General features: G+C 47.8%; 18 protein-coding genes, 2 tRNA genes and 1 rRNA gene. 13 read left to right on the forward strand and 8 right to left on the reverse strand.

Annotation, left to right across the window (positions count from 1 at the left end):
- The first annotated feature begins 1 nt into the window (after nt 1).
- On the forward strand, nt 2-526 hold the full coding sequence (gene hemG / locus CEQ32_RS16370) for a menaquinone-dependent protoporphyrinogen IX dehydrogenase (protein WP_037413499.1): 525 nt from the start codon (nt 2-4) through the stop codon (nt 524-526).
- Between the two features lie 59 nt (nt 527-585).
- Here hemG (CEQ32_RS16370) and CEQ32_RS16375 read toward each other — a convergent pair whose 3' ends face one another.
- Nucleotides 586-894, reverse strand: coding sequence for an ArsR/SmtB family transcription factor (locus CEQ32_RS16375; protein WP_011715321.1), 309 nt, complete (start codon nt 892-894; stop codon nt 586-588).
- A gap of 198 nt (nt 895-1,092) precedes the next feature.
- Between CEQ32_RS16375 and hemG (CEQ32_RS16380) the strand changes: the two genes are divergently transcribed.
- The gene (gene hemG, locus CEQ32_RS16380) at nt 1,093-1,647 is read left to right on the forward strand and encodes a menaquinone-dependent protoporphyrinogen IX dehydrogenase (RefSeq protein ID WP_037413503.1); all 555 of its coding nucleotides are present in this window, start codon (nt 1,093-1,095) and stop codon (nt 1,645-1,647) included.
- Between the two features lie 46 nt (nt 1,648-1,693).
- Here hemG (CEQ32_RS16380) and CEQ32_RS16385 read toward each other — a convergent pair whose 3' ends face one another.
- From CEQ32_RS16385 to def, 5 genes are read right to left on the reverse strand one after another with little or no spacing between them, the layout of a single operon-like run.
- On the reverse strand, nt 1,694-3,136 hold the full coding sequence (locus CEQ32_RS16385; RefSeq protein WP_037413506.1) for a TrkH family potassium uptake protein: 1,443 nt from the start codon (nt 3,134-3,136) through the stop codon (nt 1,694-1,696).
- An 11-nt stretch (nt 3,137-3,147) separates the two neighbouring features.
- Entirely contained in the window at nt 3,148-4,557 is a 1,410-nt protein-coding gene (gene trkA, locus CEQ32_RS16390) for a Trk system potassium transporter TrkA (protein ID WP_037429374.1), read from the reverse strand.
- 15 nt (nt 4,558-4,572) lie between these two features.
- Complete coding sequence (rsmB, locus tag CEQ32_RS16395; RefSeq protein WP_088587003.1) at nt 4,573-5,859, reverse strand: 16S rRNA (cytosine(967)-C(5))-methyltransferase RsmB; 1,287 nt, start codon at nt 5,857-5,859, stop codon at nt 4,573-4,575.
- Between the two features lie 2 nt (nt 5,860-5,861).
- Nucleotides 5,862-6,818, reverse strand: coding sequence for a methionyl-tRNA formyltransferase (gene fmt / locus CEQ32_RS16400; RefSeq protein ID WP_055647936.1), 957 nt, complete (start codon nt 6,816-6,818; stop codon nt 5,862-5,864).
- A gap of 15 nt (nt 6,819-6,833) precedes the next feature.
- Nucleotides 6,834-7,340: a peptide deformylase gene (def, locus tag CEQ32_RS16405; RefSeq protein ID WP_055647937.1), complete on the reverse strand. Its 507-nt coding sequence runs from the start codon at nt 7,338-7,340 to the stop codon at nt 6,834-6,836.
- Nucleotides 7,341-7,465: 125 nt separating this feature from the next.
- Here def and CEQ32_RS16410 point away from each other — a divergent pair, with 125 nt between their 5' ends.
- The 6 genes from CEQ32_RS16410 (at nt 7,466) to hemF (ending at nt 12,509) form a co-directional block, all read left to right on the forward strand.
- A complete protein-coding gene (locus CEQ32_RS16410) occupies nt 7,466-8,608 on the forward strand; it encodes a LysM peptidoglycan-binding domain-containing protein (protein ID WP_037413515.1) in 1,143 nt (380 codons plus the stop codon).
- A gap of 83 nt (nt 8,609-8,691) precedes the next feature.
- Complete coding sequence (gene dprA / locus CEQ32_RS16415) at nt 8,692-9,708, forward strand: DNA-processing protein DprA (protein WP_055647938.1); 1,017 nt, start codon at nt 8,692-8,694, stop codon at nt 9,706-9,708.
- Nucleotides 9,709-9,710: 2 nt separating this feature from the next.
- A complete protein-coding gene (locus tag CEQ32_RS16420) occupies nt 9,711-10,187 on the forward strand; it encodes a DUF494 family protein (protein ID WP_011070451.1) in 477 nt (158 codons plus the stop codon).
- Between the two features lie 123 nt (nt 10,188-10,310).
- Nucleotides 10,311-10,874 (forward strand): type I DNA topoisomerase, encoded by a 564-nt coding sequence (locus tag CEQ32_RS16425; protein ID WP_037429392.1) that lies wholly within the window; start codon nt 10,311-10,313, stop codon nt 10,872-10,874.
- A gap of 131 nt (nt 10,875-11,005) precedes the next feature.
- Nucleotides 11,006-11,572: an L-threonylcarbamoyladenylate synthase gene (locus CEQ32_RS16430; RefSeq protein WP_037413519.1), complete on the forward strand. Its 567-nt coding sequence runs from the start codon at nt 11,006-11,008 to the stop codon at nt 11,570-11,572.
- A 28-nt stretch (nt 11,573-11,600) separates the two neighbouring features.
- Nucleotides 11,601-12,509 carry an oxygen-dependent coproporphyrinogen oxidase gene (gene hemF, locus CEQ32_RS16435; protein ID WP_037429386.1) on the forward strand — a complete coding sequence of 303 codons (909 nt, stop codon included), beginning with the start codon at nt 11,601-11,603 and terminating at the stop codon, nt 12,507-12,509.
- A gap of 31 nt (nt 12,510-12,540) precedes the next feature.
- On the opposite strand, the gene CEQ32_RS16440 is transcribed toward hemF, so the two are convergent.
- Nucleotides 12,541-12,978: a group II truncated hemoglobin gene (locus CEQ32_RS16440; protein WP_037413521.1), complete on the reverse strand. Its 438-nt coding sequence runs from the start codon at nt 12,976-12,978 to the stop codon at nt 12,541-12,543.
- Nucleotides 12,979-13,149: 171 nt separating this feature from the next.
- On the opposite strand from CEQ32_RS16440, the gene aroE reads away from it, so the two are divergent.
- Nucleotides 13,150-14,028 (forward strand): shikimate dehydrogenase, encoded by an 879-nt coding sequence (gene aroE, locus CEQ32_RS16445; protein WP_055647939.1) that lies wholly within the window; start codon nt 13,150-13,152, stop codon nt 14,026-14,028.
- Between the two features lie 20 nt (nt 14,029-14,048).
- Nucleotides 14,049-14,324: a DUF1488 domain-containing protein gene (locus CEQ32_RS16450; protein WP_037413524.1), complete on the forward strand. Its 276-nt coding sequence runs from the start codon at nt 14,049-14,051 to the stop codon at nt 14,322-14,324.
- Nucleotides 14,325-14,380: 56 nt separating this feature from the next.
- Here the strand turns inward: CEQ32_RS16450 and CEQ32_RS16455 are convergent, their stop codons facing one another.
- Nucleotides 14,381-14,929 (reverse strand): gamma carbonic anhydrase family protein, encoded by a 549-nt coding sequence (locus CEQ32_RS16455; protein ID WP_055647940.1) that lies wholly within the window; start codon nt 14,927-14,929, stop codon nt 14,381-14,383.
- Nucleotides 14,930-15,483: 554 nt separating this feature from the next.
- Between CEQ32_RS16455 and CEQ32_RS16460 the strand changes: the two genes are divergently transcribed.
- The 3 genes from CEQ32_RS16460 to CEQ32_RS16470 all read left to right on the forward strand — a co-directional run bounded on the left by CEQ32_RS16460 (nt 15,484) and on the right by CEQ32_RS16470 (nt 17,385).
- Nucleotides 15,484-17,025, forward strand: a 16S ribosomal RNA gene (locus CEQ32_RS16460).
- 70 nt (nt 17,026-17,095) lie between these two features.
- A tRNA-Ile gene (locus CEQ32_RS16465) sits at nt 17,096-17,172 on the forward strand.
- A 137-nt stretch (nt 17,173-17,309) separates the two neighbouring features.
- Nucleotides 17,310-17,385, forward strand: a tRNA-Ala gene (locus tag CEQ32_RS16470).
- The last annotated feature ends 140 nt before the right edge of the window (nt 17,386-17,525 follow it).

A 17,525-nucleotide genomic window follows, 5' to 3' on the forward strand; every position in this document is an offset into this window, starting at 1 on the left:
TATGCAGACATTAATAATCTATTCGACAATCGATGGCCAAACACTGGAAATTTGCCGAAAAATCAAAACGCTTGCCGAACAAGCGGGTGAGCAGGTGTCGTTAGTCACCTTAGAACAGGCCGAGGCCTTAAGTCTTGTCGATTTCGATAAAGTGCTGATTGGTGCGAGTATTCGTTATGGTAAACATAGACCTGAGCTATATCAGTTTGTAAATCGCAACCACGCGGTGTTAAGTGCAAAAATTAACGGTTTTTTCACTGTAAATGTGGTGGCGCGTAAGCCATTAAAGAACACGCCAGAAACCAATCCTTACATGCAAAAGTTCCTTAAATTATCGCTGTGGCAACCACAGCAATTGGCGGTGTTTGCAGGCAAGATTGATTATCCTAAATATAGTTTATTCGACCGGACCATGATCCGCTTTATCATGTGGATGACTAAGGGGCCGACTGACCTGAAGGGCACCTTCGAGTTTACCGATTGGGGTAAAGTCGAAGCCTTCGGAACGCACTTTAGCAAGCTGTAAAAATGATAAAGCCCTAGTCTCAGCTAGGGCTTTATGACTGCATGGCGTCGTTTAACGATTTATACCGCGCAGTAACGACTATGTAGAATGGAAATCACTTGGGTGACTTGTTCATTCTTAAGCTTGTAATACACAATCTGGGAGCTCTTACGGGTATCGACTAAGTCTTCAGCTCGCAATACTGCTAAATGCTGTGATAGTGCCGATTGGCTTAAAGGAACAGTCGCATTCAGTTCCGTCACGCTCAGCTCTTTATCCAGTAAAAGGCACAGAATCATTAAGCGATAAGGATTCGCTATAGCTTTAAGCCATTTAGCCGCACTTTCCGCATTAGTTACCATTGCATTTACATCTATATCATTTTGCATAAGGTACTCACTTGATCGCTTTTGATTAGATAATTCTAATTGAACATGTTTCTATACGCAATCATACTGCTCGGCAATTCAGATCTCAATTTTTGCATTTCAGAATATGAGACAACGCTGATTTGTGATCCTATCAGGGGTTTATTTAACAGATGATTGCCACAATGGTGCCACACTTTAACGGAACGGGAATACCCCATGACACGCATTTTGGTGCTTTATTTTACCCGTGGTGGCCACACGGCCAAGATTGCGAATGCAATCGCGCAGCAATTGACTCTGCGTGGTGCTGAGGTTGACTTAGTCGACATCAATAGTGCGGCTGCAACAAGGATTAACTGGCCCGATTATCAACTGGTGGCTTTGGGGGCTTGCGTACTCTATGGTACCTATGACAAGAGCGTATTCCAGTTTGTTGAACAACATTCGCAAGCGTTGAGTGCGTTGCCAAACAGTTTTTTCTGCGTCAATGTGGTGGCGCGTAATCCTGAAAAACGTATTCCAGAGAACAATAAATACCTGCAAAAATTCATAACCTTATCACCTTGGACTCCCGCCGATTTGAAGATTATTGCTGGTAAGGTGGATTACCCTTCGTGGCCTTGGTACGACAGATTAATGATCCAATTGATTATGAAAATCACCAAAGGGCCAACGGATCCTAAGGCGGTGATCGATTATACCGACTGGGAAGATGTGAAGGTCTATGCCGACCATTTGCTGACTTTGGCTAAGGTTGCTGAGCCCGCCTAATAAAAATGCGCTCTGTGAGCGCATTTTTAGTTGATGACTGATACGACTAGTATTTCCAAAAACTGGGATGGAATAGTACGGCCACAGTTAAAATCTCTAAGCGTCCTAGCAACATACCTAATGCAAGCGCCCACTTAGCCAGATCGGGCAGTGTCGAGAAGTTACCCGCTGGGCCAATAATCGGCCCAAGTCCTGGGCCAACGTTGGTGACTGCGGTAATTGCGCCAGTAAAACTGGTCATGGGGTCGAGCCCTGTCAACACCAAAATCACCGAAAGCCCAACAATCACAAACATAAATAGCAGTACAAAGGTGATCAGCGAGCGCACAATATCCTCACTAATCAGGCGGTTATTATAGCGCTCCCTAAATATCCCATTGGGATGACATTGCTGCTTTAACTGCTCGCGCATAATGGCGCCAGCAATTTGAAAGCGGAAGATTTTGATCCCGCCAGAGGTCGAGCCAGAACAGCTACCGACAAACATTAAGAACAGAAAAGCGATATTAGCAAATGCGCCCCACGTACCATAGTCGGTTAACCCATAGCCCGTTGTGGTCACAACAGATACGACGTTAAAGCTGGATAAGCGTAATGCATCAATCAAGGCGATATCGCGGGTTTGCCATAACCAAACACCAATAAAGCAAGAAACAAAGGTCAGAAAAAATAAGAAGCCTTTGACTTGGGCATCATTCCAAACGCTTAAATCGCGCTGTTGGATCATCTGCACAAACATCAGCAGGGGTAAACCTCCCGCCGCCATAAACACAACGCCAACCCAATGGGCTGAATTTGAAAACGCCGCCATCGAATTATCTGAGGTTGAATAGCCTCCCGTCGACAGTGTGGTCATCGCATGGTTGATGGCTTGAAACCACGTCATGCCTGCAACATGGTAGGCAATACAGCAGATAATAGTCAGTAAAATATAGATAAAGAATAAATGCTTAGCCATGCTTTGGGTACGAGGAACGGCCTTGTCACTCCAATCCGATGACTCAGTGCGGAACAGCCGCATACCACCAACGTTTAAGAAGGGCAGAATCGCAACCGCCATCACGATAAAGCCAATACCACCGAGCCATTGCAATAACGAGCGCCAGATTAAGATACTGTGATCCATCGTATCTAACCCTGAGAGCACGGTTGAACCTGTGGTGGTAATACCGGACATGGTCTCGAAGAAGGCATCCGTATAACCTATACCGTGGTAAAGCGTAAAAGGCATAGCCGCAAACAGACTCACGATCAGCCAAGTTAGGCTGGTGAGCAGAAACATATCTCGAATATTGAGGTTAATGGCCTTACTTTGGCCGTTATGCAAACACAGGCTGGCGCAAATCCCTGTGACTAAAGCCGATAACATGAAAGAGCCTACGGTCTCCTCGCCGTTGAATGCGGCAAGAAGTAAGGGCGCTAACATAAAGGCTGTTAACATCGATAAAAACAGCCCTAAAATAAACAATAACGGTCTAAAGTTCAGCATAGGATGATGACTTAAAAGAAGAAGGCGCTAGGTTGGAACAGCTTCTCGACTTCGCCGATAAATTTTTTGTTTACCAAAAACAAAATCACGTGATCCCCTTGCTCAATCACTGTTTTATCATGAGCCATCAACACTTCCTCATTCCGCACAATTGCGCCAATAGTGGTTCCCGGCGGCAGCTTGATATCGCCAATGGCCTTGCCAACAACTTTAGAGGTGCTGGAGTCACCGTGGGCAATGGCTTCGATGGCTTCGGCGGCGCCTCGACGTAAGGAATACACGTTACAGATATCGCCTTGGCGGATATGGGTCAGTAAGGCTGAAATCGTTGCCTGCTGGGGTGAAATCGCGATATCGATATTAGCTTCTTGCACAATATCCACATATGCTTCGCGCTGGATCAGCACCATCACCTTTTTCGCCCCCATGCGCTTGGCTAGCAGGGCGGACATGATATTGGCTTCATCATCGTTGGTGACGGCAATAAACACATCGGTTTGGTCGATATGTTCTTCGAGTAGCAGCTCTTGATCTGAGGCGTCACCACAAAATACCGTGGTGTTTTCAAGTTGTTCGGATAGAGACTCTGCGCGTTCGAACTTGTGTTCAATCAATTTGACTGAATGGGTGCGCTCGAGGCGTTTAGCCAGGCCTAAGCCGATGTTACCACCGCCGGCAATCATGATATTGCGGTAGGAGTTATCCAGCTTTTGCATCTCACTCATCACCGCGCGGATATGGCGACTGTCGGCCACGAAAAATACTTCGTCATCGGCTTCGATAATAGTCGTACCGCGGGGCATGATAGGGCGACCTTGGCGGAAAATCGCCGCCACCCGGGTATCAATATTTGGCATATGCTCGCGAAGCGCGGCCAAGGCATTACCGACTAAAGGGCCGCCATAATAGGCGCGCACCGCAACTAAACTTAAGCGCCCTTCGGCAAATTCGAGCACTTGCAGTGCACCGGGATACTCAACCAAACGTTGAATGTAAGCGGTCACTAACTGTTCAGGTGCGATAAGTTCATCGATCACAAAACCGCCGCGAGGACGCCCATCGCTATTTTTGGTCTCACTGTCGATAAATAATTTATCGCGCATCGCTAGATAAGGTTCGGAGCGAATACGGGCGATTTTAGTCGGTGTACCAAATAGGCTGTAGGCCATCTGGCAGGCGACCATGTTGCATTCATCGCTGTTCGTCACAGCAATCAGCATGTCGGCATCTTCGGCGCCAGCCTCTTTGAGCACATCGGGGTGGGCACCATGGCCCGCCACGACGCGAAGGTCATATTTATCCTGCAGGGCGCGTAATCTGGATTTGTCGCTATCGACGATGGTGATATCGTTGTTTTCACCCACCAAATTTTCGGCCAAGGTTCCCCCAACTTGACCCGCACCTAATATGATAATTTTCATGGCCTTGCTTACTTCCTAATGGGTCGCTTTCAATAAACGGGCGTAATAAAACCCATCCATGTTGTGTTGTCCCGGCGTGATTTGCCAACCTATATCTTGGCTTGAAGCCTGCTGGGCAAGTGTGTCTAGCTTAGCATCTGCGGTTCTGGCTAAAAATGCACTAATTTGGTCTCGATTTTCCTGCGGCAAAATAGAGCAAGTTGCATACAGGAGTGTGCCACCGGGCTTGAGCCACTTCCAGCAGTGATCGAGAATTTGTCTTTGCAGCTCTGCCAGTTCTTCGATGTCATGGTTTTTGCGTAACCATTTGATATCGGGATGGCGGCGGATAACGCCCGTCGCTGAGCAAGGTGCGTCGAGTAAGATACGATCAAATTGTTCACCCTGCCACCATGAGTCGATATTGGCCGCATCGCCATGAATAACTTCCGCTTTTAATGATAAACGGTCAAGGTTCTGTTGCACGCGCTCGAGACGTTTGGCATCGAAATCGACGGCAACCAGCTTGATGCTAGGTTCAAGTTCGAGTAAATGGCAGCTTTTACCGCCCGGAGCCGCACAGGCATCAAGAACCAGTTCATTCGCTTGCGGGGCCAGCAGGGTCGCGGCCCATTGGGCTGCGCCATCTTGCACTGATGCCGCACCTTCGTGGAAGCGTGGTAATGTCGCCACATCCTTGGGATGGGCAAGCAGGATTGCATCATCACTGAGGCCAGCACTGGCTTCTATCTCAAGCTCACTGAGGGCGGCAAGATATTCATCGCGGCTTTGGGAGAGGCGATTGTTACGTAACCACATGGGTGGACGTTCATGGCTTTGCTGGATTATCTCTTGCCAATGATCGGGATAAGCGGCTTTTAAGCGCTTAATTAACCAGCCCGGCGTGTTGTAGCTTAAGATCTCCGACTCTGTGCTAAGCGGTGTTAATTGGCGATGAATATTACGCAGCACGCCATTGACGACCTTTACCATTCCCTCAAACTTTAACTGACGGCAGGCCTCTGCGGTTTCGGATATGGCCGCATGGCTTGGTATGCGGGTGAAGTAAAGTTGATAACAGCCAACAATCAATAGCTGGTGGATGATCCTTTGCTTACCTTTGAGCGGATTAGCCAAACATTCGGCAACGCGTTTTTCTATCTGTGGCAAAGTACGCATTACGCCGTAGCAGAGCTCGGCGAGCAGGGCTTTATCTTTACCACTAGCAAGATGCCTTTGCTGTTCTGGCAGGGCAACTGAAAGTGACACGCCTTTTTCTAATACGTCGAAGATGGCTTTGGCCGCCAGTGCTCGCAAGTTCATCATTATTGCGCCTCGTTATTGAGACGAGTATTTGGGGTAAACCACTCGCCGCGGGCATTGAGAATATCTGCAACGCTGAGGGGTTTCTTGCCGGGTAATTGCATGCTGAGTAGGGTTAACACACCATCGCCGGTGGCGACTTCAATACCTTTTTTACTGGCGCTGATAATAGTGCCGGGTGTGGCATTGCTGCTGGTGGTGCTGACTTGGGTCTGCCACACCTTAATAGTATTGCCTTGGTGCTCAAAGTAGCTCACTGGCCAAGGATTGAAGGCGCGAACTTCCTGCCATAATTGGGTCGCGGATTTAGTCCAATCTAACCTCGCTTCTTCTTTACTGAGTTTTTCGGCGTAGTTCGCTAAGGTTTCATCTTGTTTTTCAGCGGCTAAGGTGCCGTTGGCTAAACCCTCGAGAGCTTGCAGTAGCGCATCGGGTCCTTGCTGGGCTAACTTCTCGTAAAGACTTGCCGAAGTATCGTCATCTTCAATTGGCAAGTAGGTTTTTAGCAGCATATCACCCGTATCTAGGCCGATATCCATCTGCATAATCGTCACGCCGGTTTCTTTATCACCTGCCCACAATGCGCGTTGAATCGGCGCCGCACCGCGCCAACGAGGCAGAATTGAACCGTGAACATTGATACAGCCTAAACGTGGCGTATCAAGCACGACTTTAGGCAGGATCAAACCGTAGGCAACCACCACCATAATATCGGCATCAAGGGCGGCCAGTTGTTGCTGCGCGGGTTCTTTGCGTAGCGAACCGGGTTGATAAACTGGAATATTGTGGGCGAGCGCGAGCTCTTTCACTGGGCTGGCGGTGAGTTTTTTACCGCGCCCTGCGGGTCTATCCGGCTGTGTGTAAACAGCAATCACATTGTGGTGTGAGTTAATCAGCGCCTGTAAATGGCGAGCGGCAAAATCCGGTGTTCCGGCGAAGATGATATTGAGTGGTTTCAAATCTGATCCTAATGCTTATTTGGCGTCTTGTTTGGCCGCTTTTTCAAGTTTCTGTTTGATCCGTTGGCGCTTCAATGGCGACAGGTAGTCGACAAATAACTTACCTTTCAGGTGATCCATTTCATGCTGAATGCAAATCGCAAATAGGTCATCGGCTTCAACGGTGAATTCATTACCGTGTCTATCCAGAGCTTTAACGGTAACAAATTCGGCGCGGTCAACCTTGGCATAGATACCAGGGACTGACAGACAACCTTCTTCGTTACAGAAATCACCGCTACTGGCAATAATCTCGGGATTGATAAAGACTTTAGGACGTTCAACCTCGTCTTGTAAATCCATGACGATCAGTTGTTTATGATAATCAACCTGGGTCGCGGCCAAACCAATCCCTTTTTCTTGGTACATGGTTTCGAACATATCATCGATTTGAGTTTGCAACTCAGTAGTAAACTCTGTGATAGGTTGTGCTTGAGTTCGCAATCTTTCATCGGGAAAGCGTAAAACTTTTAATAGTGCCATACTTAAACTCTTAACAAGTCTGTCAAATCTCAATCAGTTGGTTATACTGACTGAGGCTAATGGGTTAATTTTAATCTTTAGTGCCTATCAATAACAGTAAAAGCTCGATTTAAGAGCTAAACAACATGGACCGCACCATGAAACGGCTAATTTTACTTGCGTTAATGACCTTTCATTGCACATTGGTTTACGCTGACACTCTCACGTTGAAAGCAGGGTATCCAGAGTCATATGTGGTAAAGAAGGGCGATACCCTGTGGGATATTTCTGCAACCTTTCTAAATGATCCGTGGAAGTGGCCACGTTTATGGGATGTTAACCCTCAAATAGCCAATCCTCATTTAATTTATCCCGGTGATCAACTCACCTTAGTCTTTATCGATGGTCAACCCAGATTAGTGCTTAATGGCGCGAGTGCGAGTATTGGGGGTAGTGAAGCAAAACCCCATATTCGCAAAACTCCAGAGGGACGCGTAATTGCCAAGAGCAATGCGGTTCCTGCGGTTGATTTGGCATTAATCCAAAACTATCTCGTTCAAAACCGTGTGGTTGATGCTAGCTGGCTAGGCATGCAACCTATGGTACTCGGCGGTGAAAGCCCGTCGCGCCATCATATTGTTGGTGATGTGATTTATATTAATAGCGAATTACCTTTGCATCAAAAGTTAGGAGTCTATGAGCGTGGCCGAGAATTCTTTAATAAAGAAACGGGCGAGGCGCTAGGACAGGAAGCGATTCTGGCATCCACAGGCCAAGTCATTGAGTCTGGCAAAGTGTCTAAGGTAAAAATTCTGAGCAATTTCCGTGAAACCAAAGCGGGCTTTAGGGTGTTGCCTATGGAGGATGAAGCGTTAATGTCAGCTTACTTTACGCCAAAACCCGCAGAACTTAAGACGCCAGCGACCATATTGGCCATCGAGTCGAAAATGCGCGAAGCCGGTAAACTCAATGTTGTCTATCTTGATAAAGGTACGCAGGACGGTATTGAGCCTGGCGAGGTATTCTCCATTTATCGCGATGGCGAAGAAATCGTGATTAATAACGATGGCCAACCTGTGCCCTCGATGGAACGGACAGCCTATGACAATGTGGTTGCGTCACTTTCATCCGACAGGGCACTCAAAATGCCTGATGTTTACAATGGTAAGTTATTAGTATTCAAAGTGTTTGATAAAGCAAGTTTAGGATTGATTGTATCGACGGAGCGTTCTGTGCGGGTCGATGATAAATTAATCGCCCCAGATTCCTTAGCCTTTAGAGGTCAATAATCTCTGAAAACTTGGTTGATTGGTTAATTGTTAGTGCGGTATCTGGGCTCGGACCCGCTCGGACACAACAATTATTAACGCACATGGATGTGGACGACCTCAGGCAAAGGCTCGAGCATGAGAAACACTCGCTCCCTTTGTCTGACAATCAGCTCCACAGCTTGGTTATTGACTATCAAAAAGTCGATGCTGCTTTAGAGTGGCAACAACAGGCGGCACATCATCATTTAGTCTGTTTTTCCGATCCGCTTTATCCTCCGTTGCTAAAACAATTAACTGATCCACCCTGCGTTTTGTTTGTTAAGGGCTGCGTCGAGGCGCTAGCGATTCCATCTCTTGCTGTTGTGGGCAGCCGTAATGCATCTCCTGGTGGGTTACAGGTGGCTTATCAATTGGCTCGAGAGATGTCGGCGCTTGGATTTAGTATCTGTAGCGGCATGGCGATGGGGATTGATGGTGCGGCGCATAAAGCTTGTGTTGATCATGGTGGAAGAACGCTTGCCGTGCTGGGAACTGGGATTGATATTACTTATCCGCGCCGACATAAGCAGCTTTATGAGGATATTCAGCGCCAAGGCTGTATAATAAGCGAGTTTTGGCCAGATGTAGGGCCTTTTGCGGGCAATTTCCCGAAACGAAATCGCATCATTAGCGGTCTTTCTTTAGGGACGCTGGTGGTTGAAGCCTGTCGCAAAAGTGGTTCACTCATCACCGCAAGGTTGGCTATGGAGCAAGGGCGTGAGGTGTTTGCCGTGCCTGGCTCCATCCTAGGAGGATTTCACCAAGGCTGTCACGATTTATTACGTGATGGGGCAAAACTTGTGGAAAGCGCGGCCGATATAGTGGAAGAGCTGGCAAGTTTGACAGCCTTTCATCTTGAAGAACTCTACTCCAGCCACCATATACAGCAAGGTGAGATTTGTGATTTGCCATTTTCATCGCTGTTAGCTAGTGTAGGTTATGAAACTACAACAATTGATGCTGTAGTTGAACATAGTGGGAAAACGATAGATCTGGTGTTAGAACAAATGCTTGAACTTGAGTTGCAAGGTTGGGTTGTTGCAGTACCCGGTGGTTACGTCAGAGTAAAGAGGAGCTAGCCATGTTTGATATCCTCATGTATCTATTTGAAAACTATGTTCACAGTGAAGTCGAACTACTAGTTGATGAAGACGAGTTAACCAAGGAACTCACTCGCGCTGGTTTTCATCAGTCGGAGATTTTAAAAGCCTTAACTTGGTTGGAGCGTCTGGCAGAGTTACAGGAAGGGGATAAGCCTTACCTGTGTAATCATGATCAGCATTCGTTTCGGATTTACACCAAAGACGAAATGGAAAAGCTGGATGTGGAGTGCCGTGGATTCCTGCTATTTTTAGAGCAAGTTAAAGTGCTTAATGTCGAAACCCGTGAGATGGTGATCGACAGAGTCATGGAGCTTGATGAGCCTGCCTTGATCCTCGAAGATCTTAAGTGGGTTATTCTGATGGTGCTGTTTAATGCGCCCGGCCATGAGTCTGCCTATGAGCAAATGGAAGATTTAATTTTTGAGCAGCCTGAAGAAGGCCGGCTACATTCTTAAGTGTTGCGACGTGATAAATAATGAGAAAGGAGGCTAGCCCTCCTTTTTTGATGCCATATGTTTGTTGAGACCTGTGCGGTGAGTTATCTGCGGATTAGCCGCAATGACTAGTGGTAAATGATTATGTCTAAGATCGATGAACAACTATTTAGTGCCCATGAGCATGCACTGGAAAAAGAATACGAGTTATGCCCCGAATGTGGCAGCGAGTTGTCGGTAAAACACAGTAAGCATGGGAGTTTTATCGGCTGTAATAATTACCCAACCTGTGAATATACTCGTCCTTTAGTGCAGCACGAATCGATTGAAACCCAAGTGATTGAAGGTTCTAAATGTCCCGCATGCGGCCATGAGTTGGCTGTTAAATCGGGGCGTTTTGGCATTTTTATCGGCTGTACCCAATATCCCAATTGTACTCATATTGAAAGACCTGATCAGGAGAGCGATAAACCTGAGGTGGCCTGTCCTGAATGTAAAACGGGTAAACTTGAGCATCGAACCAGCCGTTTTGGTAAGAGTTTTTATGCCTGTAGCGCGTATCCCAAATGTAAGTTTATCGTCAATTATCCACCCGTTTGCGAAAGCTGCCCGAGTTGTGGCTTTGGGATTTTAGTCGAGCGTAAAGGTGCGGCGGGAATGCGTTTAGAATGCCCGCAAAAAAGCTGTAAATACAAACGAGCGCTTTAGTGTGATCGATCTCTCTAAAAGTTTGGCCGCTTAAACCGCCTTAGGTATAATCCCTGTCCAACCATGGATGGGGTAGCCAAGATGCCAAAATTTGTTTGGAAAAACGATTAAATCCATAAGGTAATCCTAAGATGTTACAGCTGCACCCCTCTGACATTAAAGACGTAGTGTTAAACGGTGGCGTTATCGCTTATCCCACTGAAGCCGTCTATGGTTTAGGCTGTGACCCAGATAATGATACTGCCATTCAAAAATTACTCGCCGTAAAACAACGTCCTTGGCAGAAGGGCCTTATCTTAGTGGCGAGCGAGTTTTCCCAGTTATTAGACTATGTTGATGAATCACAGTTGAGCGCCGAGCAGCTTGAGTTTGCCTTTTCTAAATGGCCAGGGCCTTTTACCTTTGTGATGCCGATTAAACCGCATGTCTCGCGTTATTTATCCGGTGAATTTGATTCTATCGCCGTGCGCGTCTCCGCCCATGAAGGTGTGCGGGCTTTGTGCCAAGCCTTGGGTAAACCACTCGTCTCAACCAGTGCCAACTTAGCCGGCGAAGATCCCGCACTTAGTGATGATGACATTCTCAACGCTTTTGAAGGCAAAATAGATGCCTTAGTGCTAGGCCAATTAGGTCAGCAGCGTCAGCCGTCCACCATTGTTGATGCTCGAAGTGGCAAGATTTTGCGCAACGGACAGTAACTAATTAATAAAAATAAGGATAAAAGCTATGAGTGTGCCAGATGCGACAGTGGTAAAAGCATTTTTACTCGATCTACAACATCGAATTTGTGCGGGTCTTGAGCAGTTGGATGGGCAAGCAAGCTTTGCAGCCGATTCATGGACGCGCACCGAAGGCGGTGGCGGCACCAGTCGGGTCTTAACCCAAGGTGCGGTATTTGAGCAAGCCGGGGTTAACTTTTCCCATGTGACAGGGGCTGCGATGCCCGCATCGGCAACGGCTCATCGCCCTGAACTGGCGGGTCGCAGCTTTGAGGCCATGGGTGTCTCCTTAGTGATTCATCCAAGAAATCCTTACATTCCAACCACCCATGCTAATGTGCGTTTCTTTATTGCCCATAAAGACGGCGCGGATCCTGTCTGGTGGTTTGGTGGTGGTTTCGATTTAACGCCTTACTATCCTTTCGAAGAAGATGTGCGCGAGTGGCATCAAAGTGCTAAAAATCTATGCCAGCCTTTTGGTGACGATGTTTATCCTAAGTATAAGAAGTGGTGTGATGAGTATTTCTTCCTGCCACATCGTAATGAAACCCGCGGTGTGGGCGGTCTGTTCTTTGATGACTTAAACCAAACAGGCTTCGATAAGAGTTTCGATTTTATGCAGGCGGTGGGCAACGGCTTCTTAACTGCATATGCGCCGATTGTTGAGCGTCGTAAAGAGACTCCCTATGGTGAGCGTGAGCGTGAGTTCCAGTTATATCGTCGCGGCCGTTATGTTGAGTTCAATCTGGTATACGACAGAGGCACTTTGTTCGGCCTGCAAACCGGTGGTCGCACAGAGTCTATTTTGATGTCAATGCCGCCATTGGTACGTTGGCAATATGCTTATACGCCAGAGGCGGGCAGCCCAGAGGCAGATCTTTACGATAACTACCTCAAACCTCGAGATTGGGTATAAGCACGCTAACACGAGTCGCGTAATCAGTACTTTACTGATTACGCATATGATCAGCCAGAGTTGAAATCGCCTCATAGATAGCGGCGCGATGCTCTGGCTTTTTTATGTGTTTTTCAATGGCAAACTTCATGCAAAATAGCCATTGATCCCGCATTGTCTCATCTACTGCGAAGGGCATATGCCGAGCGCGTAATGCGGGATGACCATACTTTTGCTGATATAACTGCGGACCGCCTAGCCAGCCACTTAAGAATTCATAGAGCTTTTGTTCCGACTCTGCAATCGGCGCACGGTGAATCGCGAATAAGGCTTGTGTTTCTGCTGAGCTTGCCATTTTCTGATAGAAACTATTGGCAATCGCGCGGATCACTTTGTCGCCACCAATTAAATCATAGGCATTAGACTGATTCGGATCCCTGTCATCCGACACGCTTGTGTGTTTACTAAAAATCTTTTTAAGCCAGTTCATAGGTCTAACTGCATTGCTGTCTACAATTTCGATGCGCGCATTATAGCCTGAATGTCACTGTGAAACCGAAGGCTAAAGTTAGGTACAACAACTTAGGCTCGCCACTAGGCTGTGCTACCGCCTAAAAGCGCGCTAGACTGCATGCCATTCACAGCCAATAGAATCCCGCAGATGACAAATATGCCCTCAGTAACTACGCCAGTACTTGATCGATATGCCGTGTTTGGCAATCCGATAGGTCACAGTAAATCACCCTTTATCCATGGACAGTTTGCGGCCCTTACGCAGCAGTCCCTGAGTTATGAAGCGATTCTGGCACCCATTGATGGTTTTGAGGCGAGTTTACGAGCATTTTTTCAGGCGGGAGGAAAGGGCGCGAATGTGACAGTGCCTTTTAAAGAGCAAGCCTTTGCCCTCTGCGATCGCTTAAGCGCCGAAGCGACACTGGCGGGGGCGGTCAATACCTTAAGTTTGTTGGCCGATGGCACAATTTATGGTGATAACACCGATGGTTTGGGGCTGGTGGCCGATCTTATTCGCCATCTCGGCAGTTTGCAGCATAAGCGGGTACTCTTGGTGGGGGCCGGCGGCGCGGCGCGCGGCTGTATTTTGCCATTGCTTAAGGCTGAAGTGGGTCAACTCGTCATCACTAACCGCACTCAAAGTAAGGCGCAGGCCTTAGTAGAGATTTTTAGCCAAGTACAACAAGGGCGTTACCGCGATACACTCCTGTCGATGCCGATGCCAGAGTTGTCGGGGGAGTTCGATTTAGTGATTAACTCGACCTCAGCGAGTCTAGCGGGAGAGCTACCGCCACTGCCACAGTCCATTATCGGCAGCAAGACGGCTTGCTACGATATGATGTATGGCGCAAAACCAACGGCATTTAATCAATGGGCTGTGCAACAGGGCGCTGCGCAAGTGATTGATGGACTGGGTATGCTTGTCGGTCAGGCGGCAAAGAGTTTTGCGCTCTGGCGTGGCGTCGAGCCAGATACCTCAGGAGTGCTTAAATTGCTCAGGGACAAACTACAGGCCGACGCGCAATAGAGGCTCAAGAGGAAGATAAAATGAATCAGAGTATTTTATTCCCCGATCTGCAACATTGGGATGAAACCCAAAAGCATATTTGCTTTATTGCCCAGCAGCAGGGAATGAATATTAAGTGTTATATCAGCGCACAGAAGTTGGCGCAGTTAAATGACTTTTCGCCCCAGCCTAATATCGATGAAGCGGCCGCCATGTTAGCGCTATTTGATGCGGTACGATTTGATGCTGAAGAAATGGCAGAAGCCTTAATTGAAGCAGAAGAGTTTGATGAATTTGGCGCAGTGCACTTAGGCTAAGAGCAAAATGAACAAGATGGCAGCTTAAACACTGCCATCACGATTTAATAGAAACACTACTCTGGCTGAGGTTCTGCCAAGTATTCGTTTTTCAAGCGCACATAGTTATCTGCGGATTCGGGTAAAAACTTCAATTCCGCTTCGGTTAACGGTCGCGCCTGTTTCGCAGGGCTGCCGACATATAAGTAGCCGCTCTGCAGCACTTTACCTGGTGGTACTAACGAACCCGCACCTAAAATCACATCATCTTCTAATATGGCACCGTCGAGGATAATGGCCCCCATTCCTACTAAAACACGATTGCCCACCTTGCAGCCATGCAGCATCGCCTTATGCCCAATCGTCACATCATCACCAATGATCAGTGGATGGCCTTCAGGACGAGAAGCGGATTTGCGGGTCACGTGCAATATGCTGCCATCCTGTACATTGGAGCGTTTACCAATTCGAATATGATTGACATCACCACGAGCGGCCACCATAGGCCAAATACTCGCGTCGGTATCTAAAGCAATGTCGCCAACGAGCACTGAAGCTTGGTCCACATACACATTATCGCCGAGTTGTGGATGAATTCCTTGGTAAGTTCTGAGTGGCCCAGACATAAAAAAGTCCCTAATTGAGTGGTTTTTAGCATTATAAAGGTTAAAAACTGACAGGTCAGGTCAAATATCCAACGAACAGTGCAAAAATGCCAATTATCTTAAAATTAGGGGTTGCACAAAAAGTTTCGCTGCCTATAATGCGCATCCACTGACACGGCAGACAGCGAAAGCCAACGCGGTTACAGTGCGAATCGAATGCAAATTGTGCAGTTGATTCGAAAGCCTCAAGAAGTTTGTAAAAACGCCTTGACGCGATAAGGGAAATGCGTAAAATACGCAGCCCTGACCCAGTGAGCGGTAACGCAAGCGATGAGGTCAAATGCTCTTTAACAATCTAAACAAGAAATCTGTGTGGACACTCACAGGTGTTGAGTTAATCGAAATTACTCTGCCGTTTGGCGAGTAATCAAAGAATTAAATCAATGAATGAGTGTTCATAGCAATATGTACATACAGTAATGTATGAATTGAAACGCGATGCTTCTTAGGGAGCAAAGCGAATCAAAACAGTAGAATTCATTGAGTCGTTTAACGCGAGTTAAACACAAAACTTTTAATTGAAGAGTTTGATCATGGCTCAGATTGAACGCTGGCGGCAGGCCTAACACATGCAAGTCGAGCGGCAGCACAAGGGAGTTTACTCCTGAGGTGGCGAGCGGCGGACGGGTGAGTAATGCCTAGGGATCTGCCCAGTCGAGGGGGATAACAGTTGGAAACGACTGCTAATACCGCATACGCCCTACGGGGGAAAGAGGGGGACCTTCGGGCCTCTCGCGATTGGATGAACCTAGGTGGGATTAGCTAGTTGGTGAGGTAATGGCTCACCAAGGCGACGATCCCTAGCTGTTCTGAGAGGATGATCAGCCACACTGGGACTGAGACACGGCCCAGACTCCTACGGGAGGCAGCAGTGGGGAATATTGCACAATGGGGGAAACCCTGATGCAGCCATGCCGCGTGTGTGAAGAAGGCCTTCGGGTTGTAAAGCACTTTCAGTAGGGAGGAAAGGGTGAGTCTTAATACGGCTCATCTGTGACGTTACCTACAGAAGAAGGACCGGCTAACTCCGTGCCAGCAGCCGCGGTAATACGGAGGGTCCGAGCGTTAATCGGAATTACTGGGCGTAAAGCGTGCGCAGGCGGTTTGTTAAGCGAGATGTGAAAGCCCTGGGCTCAACCTAGGAATAGCATTTCGAACTGGCGAACTAGAGTCTTGTAGAGGGGGGTAGAATTCCAGGTGTAGCGGTGAAATGCGTAGAGATCTGGAGGAATACCGGTGGCGAAGGCGGCCCCCTGGACAAAGACTGACGCTCATGCACGAAAGCGTGGGGAGCAAACAGGATTAGATACCCTGGTAGTCCACGCCGTAAACGATGTCTACTCGGAGTTTGGTGTCTTGAACACTGGGCTCTCAAGCTAACGCATTAAGTAGACCGCCTGGGGAGTACGGCCGCAAGGTTAAAACTCAAATGAATTGACGGGGGCCCGCACAAGCGGTGGAGCATGTGGTTTAATTCGATGCAACGCGAAGAACCTTACCTACTCTTGACATCCACAGAAGACTGCAGAGATGCGGTTGTGCCTTCGGGAACTGTGAGACAGGTGCTGCATGGCTGTCGTCAGCTCGTGTTGTGAAATGTTGGGTTAAGTCCCGCAACGAGCGCAACCCCTATCCTTATTTGCCAGCACGTAATGGTGGGAACTCTAGGGAGACTGCCGGTGATAAACCGGAGGAAGGTGGGGACGACGTCAAGTCATCATGGCCCTTACGAGTAGGGCTACACACGTGCTACAATGGCGAGTACAGAGGGTTGCAAAGCCGCGAGGTGGAGCTAATCTCACAAAGCTCGTCGTAGTCCGGATTGGAGTCTGCAACTCGACTCCATGAAGTCGGAATCGCTAGTAATCGTGGATCAGAATGCCACGGTGAATACGTTCCCGGGCCTTGTACACACCGCCCGTCACACCATGGGAGTGGGCTGCAAAAGAAGTGGGTAGCTTAACCTTCGGGGGGCGCTCACCACTTTGTGGTTCATGACTGGGGTGAAGTCGTAACAAGGTAGCCCTAGGGGAACCTGGGGCTGGATCACCTCCTTACCTATACGACTAACTCGATGTTTGTTGAGTGTTCACACAGATTTGCTTGATAGAAGATAGAGTAAAAGATGGGTCTGTAGCTCAGCTGGTTAGAGCGCACCCCTGATAAGGGTGAGGTCGGTGGTTCAAGTCCACTCTGACCCACCAATCCTTCCTTCTCAGCGTTGGAAAGTGACTCGTTTAGTGAACTAAACGTCGCCACTGTCCGCTTTGATAAGAAATGATTGGCAAACCAATCCTTTAAGAGGTTTGGAACATCTTATTTACTCGCACTGCATGTAAATGGGGCTATAGCTCAGCTGGGAGAGCGCCTGCCTTGCACGCAGGAGGTCTGCGGTTCGATCCCGCATAGCTCCACCATTTACTGCATTATGGTTAGAGATGCCAAAGATAAACTAAAACATTATCTTTGGCTTTTTTAAGCCCGCTCTTTAACAATTTGGAAAGCTGATAGTAATTAATACAATGATGTCTGTCGTTGTGTTAATACGAAAAAAATT

Source organism: Shewanella sp. FDAARGOS_354 (assembly GCF_002209245.2).
GTDB lineage: Bacteria > Pseudomonadota > Gammaproteobacteria > Enterobacterales > Shewanellaceae > Shewanella > Shewanella xiamenensis.